At 62.7% G+C, this 14,713-nt stretch carries 12 protein-coding genes and 1 pseudogene; 5 read left to right on the forward strand and 8 right to left on the reverse strand.

Going from position 1 to position 14,713, the window contains the following annotated elements; all coding sequences use genetic code 11:
- Positions 1-4: 4 nt before the first annotated feature.
- The 8 genes from DN824_RS15925 to rpmH form a co-directional block, all read right to left on the reverse strand.
- The gene (locus tag DN824_RS15925; protein ID WP_138409392.1) at positions 5-808 is read right to left on the reverse strand and encodes a ParA family protein; all 804 of its coding nucleotides are present in this window, start codon (positions 806-808) and stop codon (positions 5-7) included.
- A gap of 18 nt (positions 809-826) precedes the next feature.
- A complete protein-coding gene (gene rsmG, locus DN824_RS15930) occupies positions 827-1,474 on the reverse strand; it encodes a 16S rRNA (guanine(527)-N(7))-methyltransferase RsmG (RefSeq protein WP_138409393.1) in 648 nt (215 codons plus the stop codon).
- Positions 1,474-3,366, reverse strand: a complete 1,893-nt coding sequence (gene mnmG / locus DN824_RS15935) for a tRNA uridine-5-carboxymethylaminomethyl(34) synthesis enzyme MnmG (protein ID WP_138409394.1) — start codon at positions 3,364-3,366, stop codon at positions 1,474-1,476. Before mnmG ends, rsmG begins: the two co-directional genes overlap by 1 nt.
- Before the next feature lie 453 nt (positions 3,367-3,819).
- Positions 3,820-5,187, reverse strand: a complete 1,368-nt coding sequence (gene mnmE / locus DN824_RS15940) for a tRNA uridine-5-carboxymethylaminomethyl(34) synthesis GTPase MnmE (protein ID WP_138409395.1) — start codon at positions 5,185-5,187, stop codon at positions 3,820-3,822.
- A gap of 65 nt (positions 5,188-5,252) precedes the next feature.
- Complete coding sequence (gene yidC, locus DN824_RS15945) at positions 5,253-6,923, reverse strand: membrane protein insertase YidC (protein ID WP_138409396.1); 1,671 nt, start codon at positions 6,921-6,923, stop codon at positions 5,253-5,255.
- 2 nt (positions 6,924-6,925) lie between these two features.
- Entirely contained in the window at positions 6,926-7,171 is a 246-nt protein-coding gene (gene yidD / locus DN824_RS15950) for a membrane protein insertion efficiency factor YidD (protein WP_138409397.1), read from the reverse strand.
- A complete protein-coding gene (gene rnpA, locus DN824_RS15955) occupies positions 7,164-7,559 on the reverse strand; it encodes a ribonuclease P protein component (protein ID WP_138409398.1) in 396 nt (131 codons plus the stop codon). The genes yidD and rnpA overlap by 8 nt, the downstream gene beginning before the upstream one ends.
- A gap of 17 nt (positions 7,560-7,576) precedes the next feature.
- A complete protein-coding gene (gene rpmH / locus DN824_RS15960; protein WP_003246698.1) occupies positions 7,577-7,711 on the reverse strand; it encodes a 50S ribosomal protein L34 in 135 nt (44 codons plus the stop codon).
- 491 nt (positions 7,712-8,202) lie between these two features.
- On the opposite strand from rpmH, the gene dnaA reads away from it, so the two are divergent.
- The 5 genes and pseudogenes from dnaA to DN824_RS15985 all read left to right on the forward strand — a co-directional run.
- Positions 8,203-9,684 (forward strand): chromosomal replication initiator protein DnaA, encoded by a 1,482-nt coding sequence (dnaA, locus tag DN824_RS15965; protein WP_138409399.1) that lies wholly within the window; start codon positions 8,203-8,205, stop codon positions 9,682-9,684.
- Positions 9,685-9,719: 35 nt separating this feature from the next.
- Complete coding sequence (dnaN, locus tag DN824_RS15970) at positions 9,720-10,823, forward strand: DNA polymerase III subunit beta (protein ID WP_138409400.1); 1,104 nt, start codon at positions 9,720-9,722, stop codon at positions 10,821-10,823.
- Between the two features lie 11 nt (positions 10,824-10,834).
- Positions 10,835-11,947 (forward strand): DNA replication/repair protein RecF, encoded by a 1,113-nt coding sequence (gene recF, locus DN824_RS15975; RefSeq protein WP_138409401.1) that lies wholly within the window; start codon positions 10,835-10,837, stop codon positions 11,945-11,947.
- A complete protein-coding gene (gene gyrB, locus DN824_RS15980) occupies positions 11,944-14,361 on the forward strand; it encodes a DNA topoisomerase (ATP-hydrolyzing) subunit B (RefSeq protein ID WP_138409402.1) in 2,418 nt (805 codons plus the stop codon). The genes recF and gyrB overlap by 4 nt, the downstream gene beginning before the upstream one ends.
- A 187-nt stretch (positions 14,362-14,548) precedes the next feature.
- A pseudogene (locus DN824_RS15985) lies at positions 14,549-14,713 on the forward strand (alkyl hydroperoxide reductase subunit F); the annotation flags it as partial.

A 14,713-nucleotide genomic window follows, 5' to 3' on the forward strand; every position in this document is an offset into this window, starting at 1 on the left:
TTCCTTATGCGTTAGACGCAGGCACCGCGGCGTTGCGGGCACCCCGACGCTGACGCCGGGACAGTTCGCTGGCCAGTGCCAGGTACGCCAGCGCGCCGCGTGATTGTTTGTCGTAGACCAGTGCCGGCATGCCGTGGCTGGGCGCTTCGGCCAGGCGAACGTTGCGCGGGATCACCGTCTCGTAGAGGCGATCGCCGAAATGCGCCTGCAGCTGCTCGGACACGTCGTTGGTCAGGCTGCTGCGTGGGTCGTACATGGTCCGCAGCAGGCCTTCGATCTTCAGGCTCGGATTAAGTGCCTGACCGATGCGCTGGATCGAGTTGACCAGGTCGGTGAGGCCCTCGAGCGCGTAGTACTCGCACTGCATCGGGATGATCACCCCGTCGGACGCCACCAGGGCGTTGATGGTGAGCATCGACAGCGAAGGCGGGCAATCGATCAGGATGTAGTCGTAGTTCTCGCGCACCGGCGCCAGCGCCTCGCGCAGGCGGTGCTCCTTGGCCGGCAGGTCGAGCAGCGCGACCTCGGCTGCGGTCAGGTCGCGGTTGGCGGGCAACAGCTGGTAGCCGCCGTGTTCGGAGAACTGCATGGCATCGACGAGACTGCATTCGCCTATGAGCACGTCGTAGATCGAATGCTCCAGGTTCAACTTATCCACACCGCTGCCGGTGGTGGCGTTGCCCTGTGGATCGAGGTCGATCAACAGTACCCGCCGCCGCGTCGCGACGAGGGACGCCGCGAGGTTGATGCAGGTGGTGGTCTTGGCGACACCGCCCTTCTGGTTGGCGATGGCGAATACTTTAGCCATGATCAGCGTCTGTCCGGGTCATGAAATGCGCCGCAGTATCAGCAGATGGCGCTGTCCTTGGCAACCGGGAACCCTCAGCAATTGGCAGTGTTCGAGCTTGAAGTCGGGCGGCAGCGCCTGGAGCTCGTCATCGGGCTGCACGCCCTTCATCGCCAGCCAGCAGGTGTTCCGGTCCCCCAGATGACGGGTCCAGCTGGCGAAGTCCTGCAGCGAGCTGAACGCACGCGAGCAGATGCCGGCAAACGGCCGGGCCGGCGAATAGGCCTCGACGCGACTGTGGATAACTTCGAGGTTATCGAGCCCGAGTTCGAGTTTCACCTGGGTGAGGAAGCGGGTCTTCTTGCCGTTGGAGTCGAGCAGGGTGAAACGCCGCTCCGGAAACAGGATCGCCAGCGGGATGCCGGGCATGCCGCCGCCGCTGCCCACATCCAGCCAGCTGTCGCCGAGCGGAGCGACGTACGGGACGACGCTCAGGCTGTCGAGCAGGTGTCGCGACACCATTTCGTCCGGGTCGCGCACGGCGGTCAGGTTGTAGGCCTTGTTCCACTTGACCAGCAGCGCCAGGTAGCCGAGCAGCCGCTGCTGCTGCGCCTCGCTCAGCTCGATGCCCAGCTGGTCGGCGCCGGCGCGCAGCTCCTCGGCGTGTCGCTCGCCCACGACCGACATCAGGCGCTCTGCTCCAGCTGACGCCCGGCACCACGCTTCTTCAGGTGGATCAGCAGCAGGGAGATCGCCGCCGGGGTCACGCCGGGGATGCGCGACGCCTGGCCGAGAGTCTGCGGGCGGCTTGCCGCGAGCTTGTGCTGGATTTCCTTGGACAGTCCCGAGATGGTCGCGAAGTCCAGATCCTCCGGCAGCACGGTGTTCTCGCTGGCGCGCAGGCGGGCGATCTCGTCCTGCTGACGCTCGATGTAGCCGGCGTACTTGGTCTTGATCTCGACCTGCTCGGCGACCTGCGGGTCGACCCCTTCGTGGCCGGTGATCTCGGCCAGGCCCAGGTAATCGATTTCCGGCCGGCTGAGCAGATTGAGCAGGTTGTATTCATGGGTCAGCGGCGTGCCGAAACGCGCGACGATGGCATCGCCCTGCTCGGTCCCCGGACGCACCCAGGTGCTTCTGAGGCGCTGCTCTTCGCGCTCGATGCCCTCGCGCTTGGCCGAGAAGGCAGCCCAGCGCGCGTCGTCGACGAGCCCGAGTTCGCGGCCCTTCTCGGTCAAGCGCAGGTCGGCGTTGTCCTCGCGCAGGATCAGCCGGTACTCGGCGCGCGAGGTGAACATGCGGTAGGGCTCCTGGGTGCCGAGGGTGATCAGGTCGTCGACCAGCACGCCCAGGTAGGCCTCGTCGCGGCGCGGGTGCCAGCTGTCCAGGCCCTTGGCCCGCAAGGCCGCGTTGGCGCCCGCCAGGAGGCCTTGGGCGCCCGCTTCCTCGTAACCGGTGGTGCCGTTGATCTGTCCGGCGAAGAAGAGCCCGCCGATGACCTTGGTCTCCAGGCTGTACTTGAGGTCGCGCGGATCGAAGTAGTCGTATTCGATGGCGTAGCCAGGACGCACGATGTGGGCGTTCTCCATGCCACGGATGCTTCGCACGATCTGCAACTGGACGTCGAACGGCAGGGACGTGGAAATGCCGTTGGGATACAGCTCGTGGGTGGTCAGGCCTTCGGGCTCGATGAACACCTGGTGGCTGTCCTTGTCGGCGAAGCGATGGATCTTGTCCTCGATCGAGGGGCAATAGCGCGGGCCGACGCCTTCGATCACGCCTGAGTACATCGGCGAGCGGTCGAGGTTGGCGGCGATGATGTCGTGGGTACGGCTGTTGGTGTGGGTGATCCAGCAGCTGACCTGACGTGGATGCTCCTGCTGCGAACCCAGGAAGGACATCACCGGCAGCGGCGTGTCACCAGGCTGCTCGGTCATCTGGGAAAAGTCCACGCTGCGCCCGTCGATGCGCGGGGGCGTGCCGGTCTTGAGACGGCCCACCCGCAACGGCAGTTCACGCAGGCGGCGCGCCAGGGCGATCGACGGCGGATCGCCGGCACGGCCACCGGAATAGTTTTCCAGGCCGATGTGGATAAGTCCGCCGAGGAAGGTCCCGGTGGTCAGCACCACGTTCTCGGCGAGAAAGCGAAGCCCCATCTGTGTGACGACGCCCTTGACCTGGTCCTGCTCGACGATCAGGTCATCGGCGGCCTGCTGGAATATCCACAGGTTGGCCTGGTTTTCCAGGGTCTCGCGAATGGCCGCCTTGTACAGGACGCGGTCGGCCTGTGCCCGTGTCGCACGGACGGCTGGCCCCTTGCGGCTGTTGAGCACGCGGAACTGGATGCCGCCGCGGTCGGTGGCCTGCGCCATGGCGCCACCGAGGGCGTCGATTTCCTTGACCAGATGGCTCTTGCCGATACCGCCGATCGCGGGATTGCAGCTCATCTGGCCAAGGGTTTCCACATTGTGCGTCAGCAGCAGGGTCTTCACGCCCATGCGTGCCGACGCCAGCGCAGCTTCGGTACCGGCATGGCCGCCACCGATGACGATCACGTCAAAACGGGAAGGGAAGTCCACCACGCACCTCGTGCCTGTTCCAGATGGGTTTTGGGAAACGCGCAAGTATAGGGATTTCGTCGAAGTGAAAGAAGTCTTCTGGGTAAAAAATGATCAGCGGAAGGATTGACGGTCAAGCATAGAAAAAGAGAAGAGAAATATAAGAGCTTTATTTATGTGTTTATGTATGGAGCGACCGATTTCTGTGGATAACATCCGCCAGCCTTAGAGCAGCGCGCCTTTCCCTGTTGTATGAGTCTGTGCGTTGCCTGGGTTGCCGCTGTAGATTGGCTGGCGATCGCCTGTGGATGAAACCTCAAGTTGTGCACAGGCGTATTTATTCCTCGTTCAAGGCAAGGGTTATCCCACGAGCCCAGGCAGGATTGTCCACAGGGTTCAGTTGCGGTCGGGAAGGGCGCGACCACCCTTTTATGGGCAGTCGCGGACGTGCAGGGGGGAGGGGAAGGGCAGCGGCTATTTGCCGATGCAGAAGCTGGAGAAGATGCGACCCAGCAGGTCGTCGGAGCTGAAGGCGCCGGTGATCTCGCCCAGCGCCTGCTGCGCCATGCGCAGGTCTTCGGCCAGGAGTTCGCCAGCGCCGGCCTGCGTGAGTTGGGCATGGCCGTGATCCAGGTGCTGTTGCGCCTGGCGCAGCGCGTCCAGGTGCCGCCGACGGGCACTGAAGCCACCTTCGCCCGTCTGCTGGTAGCCCATGCAGGCCTTGAGGTGGTCGCGTAACAGTTCCAGCCCGGCGCAGGAACGCGCCGAAAGGCTGAGGGTCACGTGCCCGTCTTCACCCGTGGTGAGCTGGACCGGCTCGCCGGAAAGGTCGGCCTTGTTGCGAATCAGCGTCACCCGCGCCGGGTCCGGTCGCTGCAGGAGGAACTCCGGCCAGAGGGCGAAGGGATCGGTGGCCTCCGGGGCTGTCGCATCCACCACCAGCAGCACCCGGTCCGCTTCGCCGATCGCCTTGAGCGCGCGTTCAACGCCGATTCGCTCGACCTGGTCCTCGGCCTCGCGCAGCCCGGCGGTATCGACCACGTGCAGCGGCATGCCGTCGATGTGGATGTGTTCGCGCAGCACGTCGCGGGTGGTGCCGGCGATGTCGGTGACGATGGCCGCCTCGCGTCCGGCCAGCGCGTTGAGCAGGCTCGACTTGCCGGCATTGGGCCGGCCGGCGATCACCACCGTCATGCCCTCGCGCAGCAGGGCACCCTGCCCGGCTTCGCGCTGTACCTCGGCCAGCGCCTGGCGTACCGCTTCGAGCAGCTGCAGGACCTTGCCGTCGGCGAGGAAGTCGATTTCCTCCTCGGGAAAATCGATGGCCGCCTCGACGTAGATGCGCAGCTGGATCAGCTGCTCGGTCAGTTGGTTCACCCGCCGTGAAAAGTCGCCCTGAAGCGATCGCAGCGCATTGCGCGCCGCCTGCTCGGAGCTGGCTTCGATCAGGTCGGCAATGCCTTCGGCCTGCGCGAGATCCAGTTTGTCGTTGAGAAAGGCCCGTTCGCTGAACTCACCGGGGCGGGCCAGCCGTACCCCGAGTTCCACGCAGCGACGCAGCAGCAGGTCGAGGACCACCGGGCCGCCGTGCCCTTGCAGCTCCAGGACGTCTTCGCCGGTGAACGAATGGGGCCCTGGAAAGAACAGCATCAGCCCTTCGTCGATCACTTCGCCGTCGTCGGCATGGAAGGGGCCGTAATGGGCGTGGCGGGGTGTCGGCTCGCGGCCGGTGAGGGTGATGGCCACGGCTTTGGCGCGGACGCCGGAGACGCGGACGATGCCGACGCCGCCCCGACCCGGAGCGGTGGCGATGGCCGCGATAGTGTCTTGAACAGGGGTCATGGCGCCTCCTGGGCAAATAGCAAAACGCCCCAATCAAGGGGCGTTTGCGTCGCGAGTCACTCGGGTCAGGCCGACTTGGCGGCCGCCTCGATCTGGCGGGTAATGTACCACTGCTGTGCGATGGACAGGATGTTGTTGACCACCCAGTACAGCACCAGACCAGCCGGGAACCAGAGGAAGAAGAAGGTGAAGATGATCGGCATCAGCTTCATCACCCGGGCCTGCATCGGATCGGGCGGCGTCGGGTTCAGGTGCTGCTGGATGAACATGGTCGCGCCCATGATGATCGGCAGGATGAAGAAGGGGTCCTTGATCGACAGGTCGGTGATCCAGAACATCCAGGGCGCCTGGCGCATCTCGACGCTTTCCAGCAGTACCCAGTAGAGCGCGAGGAACACTGGCATCTGCACGAGGATCGGCAGGCAGCCGCCGAGCGGGTTGATCTTCTCCTTCTTGTACAGCTCCATCATCGCCTGGGACATCTTCTGGCGATCGTCACCGTACTGTTCCTTGAGTGCCTGCATCTTCGGCGACACCGCCCGCATGCGGGCCATCGAGCGATAGCTGGCCGCCGAAAGCGGGAAGAACGCGAGCTTGATGATGATGGTCAGGACGATGATCGACCAGCCCCAGTTGCCGAGCAGGGCGTGGATATTCTCCAGCAGCCAGAAGATCGGCTGGGCGAGGAACCAGAGGAAGCCGTAGTCGACGGTCAGGCGCAGGCCGGGGGAGAGTTCCTCGAGCTTGTCCTGCATCTTCGGACCGGCATACAGGCGGGCACTGGTTTCGCCCTGGGCACCCGGGGCCACGCTGATCGCCGGGCCGGTGAAGCCGATGATGTAGTTGCCCTGGCTGTCCTTGCGGGTCTGGACGACGTTGGTGCTTTCAGGCTCGGGCACCCAGGCGGTCACGAAATAGTGCTGCAGCCAGGCGATCCAGCCACCCTGCACGGTTTCCTTGAGGCGCTTGTCGTCCATGTTGCTGCGGGAAATCTTGCGGTAGGGCTCATCGGCCGTCCACATCGCCGCACCCAGGTAGGTGGCGGTACCGGTCGCGGTGCTCGAGGACGGGTCGCCACTGTTGTCGCGCTTGAGCTGGGCGAACAGATGGCCGGTCCAGGGCTGCTCGCTCTGGTTGTCGATCAGGTAGCTCACGCCCAGGTCGTACTGACCGCGCGTGAAGCTGAAGCGCTTGACGTAGTTGACGCCGTTGGCGCTGTAGTTGAGGTCGACCACCAGTTCGTTCTGGCCTTCGCCGAGCTGGTATTCGCTGCGCTCGCTGCGGTACAGCGGACGGCCGCTGGCCTGGTCCGGACCGTCGCCGATCAGGCCACTCTGCGCTTCATAGGTACGCTCGGCGCTGCGCTCGAACAGCTGGAAGGGAACGTCCGGGCGATCCTGCCGGCGCGGATACTGCGGCAGCATCAGCTCGACGATGTCGCCGCCGCGTGGATCGATGGCCAGTTCCAGCACATCGGTGCGTACGCGGATCAGCTGGTTGCTGGGCTGTTCGGCAGGCAGCGCGCTGACGACCGGTTCGCCGGCGGTGACGCTTGGCACGTCGTCGTGGCTGCCATCGGCCACGGACGGGGTGTCCGGCAGCGCGGCGGCGGGTGCCTGGCGTTGAACGGTTTCAGCAGGCATCGGCGCCTGGCCGTAGTCCTGGTTCCACTGGAGTACCAGCAGGTAGGCGACGACTGCCAGGGCGACAAGCAGGATCGAGCGTTTGATATCCATGGTTACTCGGCCATCGAAGAAGAATTGGAAGAAGTGTTGGGGGGCACCGGGTCGTAACCGCCTGCATTCCAGGGATGGCAGCGACCGAGCCTACGCAGGCTCAACCAGCCGCCTCGCAAGAGGCCATGGTGTTCGATGGCTTCGTAGGCGTAGCAGGAGCAACTGGGATAGAAGCGACAGTGGCTGGCCATCAAGGGGCTGATGGCGTAGCGATAGACCTGGATCGAGGCGAGCGCCAGTCTACGCATGGGGAAGCTTGGCCGCTTGCTGCGCGACCTCGGGGGAGGGCTTAAGACGTCCAAGCCTGTTCCAGGCCTTGCCCAGCTGACGTGCCAGCTCAGGGTTGTCCAAATCACCGAGTCCTTTGCGCGCCACGATCACGATGTCCCAGCCGGCGAGATCGTGTTGATGGTGTCTGAAGGATTCGCGCATCTGCCGTTTGGCGCGGTTGCGCTCGACCGATAGCTTGACGCTTTTCTTGCCGATCACCAGACCGAGCCTGGGGTATTCCAGGGCGTTCTGGCGTGCCAGCACGAGGAATTGCCTGCCCGGCACCTTGCCGGACGGTGAGTCGAAGACTGCTTTGAACTGGCGGGGGGTCAGCAGACGCTTTTCCCGGCCGAAGCTCCGACTCACTCCCTGTGCCGTATCAATCAGACGGTCAGGCGCTTGCGGCCCTTGGCACGACGGCGCGACAGGACGGCACGGCCGTTCTTGGTGGCCATGCGGGCACGGAAACCGTGAGTACGAGCGCGCTTGATGGTGCTGGGTTGGAAAGTGCGTTTCATGGTGCGTTACCTGGATGTTCTGTTGCGGGCCGGAATGGCCCCCGCTCAAAAGAGACCGGCGATTGTAGAGAAGCACACGGGTCAGGTCAATTTCCAACCAGCAGGAAAAACGCATTGAATGAATCAGAGAAGAAAGAATTTAAAGATCTTCTGAAGCAGTGTTTATAAATGCTCTGGACCGATTCTGTGGATAACCCTCTGCAGGCCGTGGTTCGCTTGGCATACATGAATGTATAACCAGCGGGGTTTTCCGTGGGTCGAGGGAGGATAAGCCGCGTACAAGCTGTGGATCGAAAGCCTCTTTATCCACAGGTGAGGTTGTGCGCCGGAACCGCACAGGCTTTTCAAGAGCCTTGAGGCGAGGTTATCAACAGGGCTCAGGCAGAACGATCAGGCTCATTATCCCGGGCATCCGTCGCCTGACTTGTGGATAACCGGACGGCCGCCCGCTACAATGGGCGCTGTTTTTCTCGGCCCCGATAGGAGCTTCCGTGACGGTGGAACTATGGCAGCAGTGCGTAGACCTTTTGCGCGACGAACTGCCAGCGCAGCAATTCAACACCTGGATCCGGCCTCTTCAGGTCGAAGCTAACGGCGATGAGCTGCGTGTCTACGCACCCAATCGGTTCGTGCTCGATTGGGTCAACGAGAAGTACCTGTCCCGGTTGCTGGAGTTATTGAGCGAGCGCGCGACCGGCATCGTTCCGGCGCTCTCGTTGCTGATCGGTAGCAAGCGAACCTCTGCCGGGGCACTTCCGTCCGCGCAGGCGGCCCGTGCGCAGGCCGCGGCGGCAGCGCCCGAGCCGGCCAAGGTCGAAGCGCAGCGCCCAGTGCCTCTACAGCCCTCTGCGGGGGCGGAGATCGCCCTGCCGGTGCCCGATCTGCCCGCGGCCGAGGCCCCGCCGCCGGCACGCAGCGAGCGTACGGTTCAGGTCGAGGGGGCGCTCAAGCACACCAGTTACCTGAACCGCACCTTTACCTTCGAGAACTTCGTCGAGGGTAAGTCGAACCAGCTCGCCCGCGCGGCCGCCTGGCAAGTCGCCGACAACCCCAAGCACGGCTACAACCCGCTGTTTCTTTACGGGGGTGTCGGTCTTGGCAAGACGCACCTGATGCATGCCGTCGGCAACCATCTGTTGAAGAAGAACCCCAATGCCAAGGTGGTTTACCTGCATTCCGAGCGCTTCGTCGCGGACATGGTCAAGGCGCTGCAGCTGAATGCGATCAACGAGTTCAAGCGTTTCTACCGCTCGGTGGATGCGCTGCTGATCGACGATATCCAGTTCTTCGCCAAGAAAGAGCGCTCGCAGGAAGAGTTCTTCCACACCTTCAACGCGCTGCTCGAAGGCGGGCAGCAGGTCATCCTGACCAGCGATCGCTATCCGAAGGAAATCGACGGTCTTGAAGAGCGGCTCAAGTCTCGGTTCGGCTGGGGCTTGACCGTTGCGGTCGAGCCGCCCGAGCTCGAGACGCGGGTGGCGATCCTGATGAAGAAGGCCGACCAGGCCAAGGTCGATCTGCCGCACGACGCGGCATTCTTCATCGCCCAGCGCATCCGCTCCAACGTGCGCGAGCTGGAAGGAGCGCTCAAGCGCGTCATCGCCCATGCCCACTTCATGGGGCGCGACATCACCATCGAATTGATCCGCGAGTCGCTCAAGGATCTGCTGGCGCTGCAGGACAAGCTCGTCAGCGTGGACAACATCCAGCGCACGGTCGCCGAGTACTACAAGATCAAGATTTCCGATCTATTGTCTAAGCGACGCTCGCGTTCGGTGGCCAGGCCCCGTCAGGTGGCCATGGCATTGTCCAAGGAGCTGACCAACCACAGTCTGCCGGAGATAGGCGATGCGTTTGGCGGACGTGACCACACCACGGTGTTGCATGCATGCCGTAAAATCGGCGAGTTGCGCGAGACCGATGCGGATATCCGCGAAGACTACAAGAATCTGTTGCGTACTTTGACGACCTGACCAGGCGCACCCATTCAAGAGGCAAGGGACAGACCATGCATTTCACTATTCAGCGCGAAGCCCTGTTGAAACCCCTGCAGTTGGTGGCGGGTGTCGTCGAACGACGCCAGACCCTGCCGGTTCTGTCCAACGTCCTGTTGTGCGTGCAGGGTCAGCAGCTGTCGCTGACCGGTACCGATCTCGAGGTCGAACTGGTCGGGCGGGTGACGCTCGAAGACGCGGCGGAGCCGGGCGAGATCACCGTGCCGGCCCGCAAGCTGATGGACATCTGCAAGAGCCTTCCGGCCGACGCGCTGATCGACATCCGTTTCGACGAGCAGAAGCTGCTGGTGAAATCCGGGCGTAGCCGCTTCACGCTGTCGACCCTGCCGGCCAACGATTTCCCGACGGTGGAAGAGGGTCCGGGCTCGCTGAACTTCTCGCTGCCGCAGGGCACCATGCGCAAGCTGATCGAGCGCAGCAGCTTCGCCATGGCGCAGCAGGACGTTCGTTATTACCTCAATGGCATGCTGCTCGAAGTCTCCAGCGGCATGTTGCGCGCCGTCGCCACCGATGGCCACCGCCTGGCCATGTGTTCCATGCAGGCCGGTATCGAGCAGGCCGATCGTCATCAGGTGATCGTGCCGCGCAAGGGCATTCTCGAACTGGCCCGCCTGCTCAACGATCAGGACGCCGAGGTCAACATCGTTCTCGGTCAGCATCACATCCGCGCGACCACGGGCGAATTCACCTTCACCTCCAAGCTGGTGGACGGCAAGTTCCCGGATTACGAGCGTGTTCTTCCGCGTGGCGGCGACAAGCTGGTGGTGGGAGATCGCCAACTGCTGCGTGAAGCGTTCAGCCGCACGGCGATTCTGTCGAACGAAAAATACCGCGGCATTCGCCTTCAGCTGCAAAGCGGGATACTCAAGATCCAGGCGAACAACCCCGAGCAGGAAGAGGCCGAGGAAGAAGTGGCCGTCGAGTACAACGGCGATGCGCTGGAGATCGGCTTCAACGTCAGCTACCTGCTGGACGTGCTGGGCGTGATGACTACCGACCAGGTGCGTCTGATCCTGTCCGATTCCAACAGCAGTGCGCTGGTCCAAGAGTTCGACAACGACGATTCGGCGTACGTGGTCATGCCGATGCGCCTGTAACTCCTCGCTTAATGTCCCTCAGCCGCATCACCGTCACCGGGGTGCGCAATCTGCACCCGGTGACCCTCACGCCTTCTCCTCGCATCAACATCCTCTTCGGTGACAACGGCAGCGGAAAGACCAGCCTGCTCGAGTCGATCCACCTGCTCGGCCTCGCCCGTTCGTTTCGCAGTCTTCGTCTCAATCCGGTCATCACCCACGAGCAGCCGAGCTGCACGGTCTTCGGCCAGGTCGAACTGGCCGACGGGCAAAGTGCTGCCCTGGGCGTTGCGCGCGAGCGCAGCGGAGACGTACGTATCCGCATCGATGGACAGAACATTCGTAGCGCTGCCGAACTCGCCGATACCCTGCCGTTGCAACTGATCAACCCTGACAGCTTCCGCTTGCTCGAAGGTGCGCCAAAGCTGCGCAGGCAATTCCTCGATTGGGGCGTGTTCCACGTGGAACATCGCTTCCTGGGCGCCTGGCAAAGGCTTCAGCAGGCCCTCAGGCAAAGGAACTCATGGTTGCGGCATGGTACACTTGACGTTGCGTCCGAGGCCGCGTGGAACCGTGAGCTGAGCGCCGCAAGCGATGAAATCGATGGGTACCGACGGGCCTACATTCAGGCCCTGAAGCCGGTATTCGAAAGCACACTCGCCGCGCTGGTGGACCTCAAGGGTCTGACCCTGAGTTATTACCGGGGCTGGGACAAGGATCGGACGCTGGCTGAAGTGTTGGCCGGTTCGGTCGAGCGGGACAGGGCGCTTGGGCATACCCAATCAGGACCGCAAAGGGCGGACCTGAGATTGCGAATGGGTGGTCACAACGCGGCCGAGATTCTGTCCCGTGGTCAACAAAAGCTGGTGGTCTGCGCGTTGCGCATTGCCCAAGGCCATCTGGTCAATGATCGCAAGCGGGGGCGCTGTATTTATCTGGTCGATGACCTGCCGTCCGAACTGGACGAACAGCATCGATCGGCGTTGTGCAAGCTGCTCGAGCAGCTTGAGTGCCAGGTATTCATCACCTGTGTAGATTCAACCGTATTGCAAGATGGCTGGGGTGACGACACTCCAGTCTCGATGTTTCACGTGGAACATGGTCATATCCATCCGGCCATGAGCCCCTCGGGAGTGAAGGCATGAGCGAAAATCACACGTACGACTCCAATAGCATCAAGGTCCTCAAGGGGCTGGACGCCGTACGCAAGCGTCCCGGCATGTACATCGGCGACACCGATGACGGCACGGGTCTGCACCATATGGTCTTCGAGGTCGTCGACAATTCCATCGACGAGGCTCTGGCCGGTCATTGCAGCGAAATCAGCATCACTATCCATGTGGATGAGTCCATCACGGTGCGCGACAACGGTCGTGGGATTCCGGTAGACATCCACAAGGAAGAGGGCGTCTCGGCTGCGGAAGTGATCATGACCGTCCTGCACGCGGGCGGTAAGTTCGACGACAACTCCTACAAGGTCTCCGGCGGCCTGCATGGCGTGGGTGTATCGGTGGTGAACGCACTCTCCGAAGAGTTGCAGATGACCATTCGCCGCGAAGGCAAGGTGTGGGAGCAGACCTATCGTCACGGTGTGCCCCAGGCGCCCATCACCCCGGTAGGCGAGACGGACACCTCCGGTACGGAGATTCACTTCAAGCCGTCCACCGAGACGTTCCACAACATCCACTTCAGCTGGGACATCCTGGCCAAGCGCCTGCGCGAACTGTCGTTCCTGAACTCCGGGGTCGGCATCGTCCTGCGTGACGAGCGCAGCGCCAAGGAAGAACTGTTCAAGTACGAAGGCGGTCTGCGTGCTTTCGTCGAATACCTGAATACCAACAAGGCGGCGGTCAACCAGGTGTTCCACTTCAACATCCAGCGCGATGACGGCGTGGGTGTGGAGGTGGCGTTGCAGTGGAACGACAGCTTCAACGAAAACATCCTGTGCTTCACCAACAACATTCCTCAGCGCGACGGCGGTACTCACCTGGCGGGCTTCCGCTCGGCCTTGACCCGGAACCTGAACAACTACATCGAGCAGGAAGGGCTGGCCAAGAAGTTCAAGGTCGCCACCACCGGTGACGATGCGCGTGAAGGCCTGACCGCCATCATCTCGGTCAAGGTGCCGGACCCCAAGTTCAGTTCCCAGACCAAGGACAAGCTCGTCTCGTCCGAAGTGAAGACCGCCGTAGAACAGGAAATGGGCAAGTACTTCGGCGACTTCCTGCTCGAGCACCCGAACGAAGCCAAGGCGGTGGTCGGCAAGATGATCGACGCGGCGCGGGCACGGGAAGCGGCGCGCAAGGCGCGCGAGATGACCCGCCGCAAAGGCGCCCTGGATATCGCCGGCCTGCCCGGGAAACTGGCGGACTGCCAGGAAAAGGACCCCGCGCTGTCCGAACTCTACATCGTGGAGGGTGACTCCGCGGGCGGCTCCGCCAAGCAGGGCCGCAACCGCAGGACCCAGGCGATCCTGCCGCTCAAGGGCAAGATCCTCAACGTGGAGAAGGCGCGCTTCGACAAGATGCTGTCCTCGCAGGAAGTCGGCACCCTGATCACGGCCCTGGGCTGTGGTATCGGGCGCGAGGAATACAACATCGACAAGCTGCGTTACCACAACATCATCATCATGACCGACGCCGACGTCGACGGCTCGCACATCCGCACCCTGCTGCTGACCTTCTTCTTCCGGCAGCTGCCCGAGCTCATCGAGCGCGGCTACGTGTATATCGCCCAGCCGCCGCTGTACAAGGTCAAGCGCGGCAAGCAGGAGCAGTACATCAAGGACGACGAGGCCATGGATGAATACATGACTCAGTCGGCCCTGGAGGACGCGAGCCTTTACGTGACCAACGGTGCTCCGGCGCTTTCGGGCGAGGCGCTCGAAAGCCTGGTGAACGACTACCGCACCGTGATGAAGACCCTCAACCGCTTGTCGCGCCTGTACCCGCATGAGCTGACCGAGCATTTCATCTACCTGCCGCGGGTCAGCGTGGAGCAGCTTTCCGACGAAGCGGCGATGCGCAGCTGGCTGGAAGGCTACGCCGCGCTGGTGAAGGGCACCGAGAAGTCCGGTCTGGTTTACAACGTGAGCCTGCGCGAGGACAAGGAGCGCCACCTGTGGCTGCCCGAAGTGGAGATGACCTCCCACGGTCTGGCGAGCTACGTGACCTTCAACCGCGACTTCTTCGGCAGCAATGACTACCGGACCGTCACGGTACTCGGCGACAAGCTCAACAGCCTGCTCGAAGAAGACGCCTACGTGCAGCGCGGCGAGCGCAAGAAGCCAGTGGCGACCTTCAAGGAGGCTCTGGACTGGCTCATGGCCGAAGGCTCCAAGCGCCACAGCGTGCAGCGCTACAAGGGGCTGGGTGAGATGAACCCGGACCAGCTCTGGGAAACCACCATGGACCCGAGCGTACGCCGCATGTTGCGCGTGACGATCGAAGACGCCATCGCGGCGGACCAGATCTTCAACACCCTGATGGGCGACGCGGTGGAACCCCGCCGAGACTTCATCGAAAGCAACGCCCTGGCGGTTTCGAACCTGGACTTCTGACTTGTTCGGATGCCGTCAGCAAAACCCCGGCACCAGCTGGGGTTTTTACTTTCAAGGGCTGTTCCATAGAGTCAGGGCATCAGCGCGACTATTTCTATCAATTTAGAAAATAGGCTTGTCTCGATTAAGGTTATCCCCATCTTGAAGCCCAACCGGGCACAGCCATTACTCACTTGGGGATTAACACATGCTCGATGCCACGCTTAAAACTCAGTTGAAGGCCTACCTGGAAAAGGTCAGCCTGCCGTTCGAGATCGTCGCCTCCCTCGATGACGGCGCCAAGTCCCGTGAGCTGCACGGGCTGCTGGAAGACATCGTCGGCCTGACCGACAAGATCACCCTCAAGACCGAT

It is taken from the genome of Stutzerimonas nosocomialis, assembly GCF_005876855.1.
Classification (GTDB): Bacteria; Pseudomonadota; Gammaproteobacteria; order Pseudomonadales; family Pseudomonadaceae; genus Stutzerimonas; species Stutzerimonas nosocomialis.

Coding starts and splice junctions, on each gene's coding strand:
- yidC (WP_138409396.1), bottom strand. CDS start 6,923: ATGGATATCAAACGCTCGATCCTGCTTGTCGCCCTGGCAGTCGTCGCC.
- gyrB (WP_138409402.1), top strand. CDS start 11,944: ATGAGCGAAAATCACACGTACGACTCCAATAGCATCAAGGTCCTCAAG.
- rsmG (WP_138409393.1), bottom strand. CDS start 1,474: ATGTCGGTCGTGGGCGAGCGACACGCCGAGGAGCTGCGCGCCGGCGCC.
- dnaN (WP_138409400.1), top strand. CDS start 9,720: ATGCATTTCACTATTCAGCGCGAAGCCCTGTTGAAACCCCTGCAGTTG.
- rpmH (WP_003246698.1), bottom strand. CDS start 7,711: ATGAAACGCACTTTCCAACCCAGCACCATCAAGCGCGCTCGTACTCAC.
- DN824_RS15925 (WP_138409392.1), bottom strand. CDS start 808: ATGGCTAAAGTATTCGCCATCGCCAACCAGAAGGGCGGTGTCGCCAAG.
- mnmE (WP_138409395.1), bottom strand. CDS start 5,187: ATGACCCCTGTTCAAGACACTATCGCGGCCATCGCCACCGCTCCGGGT.
- yidD (WP_138409397.1), bottom strand. CDS start 7,171: ATGCGTAGACTGGCGCTCGCCTCGATCCAGGTCTATCGCTACGCCATC.
- recF (WP_138409401.1), top strand. CDS start 10,835: ATGTCCCTCAGCCGCATCACCGTCACCGGGGTGCGCAATCTGCACCCG.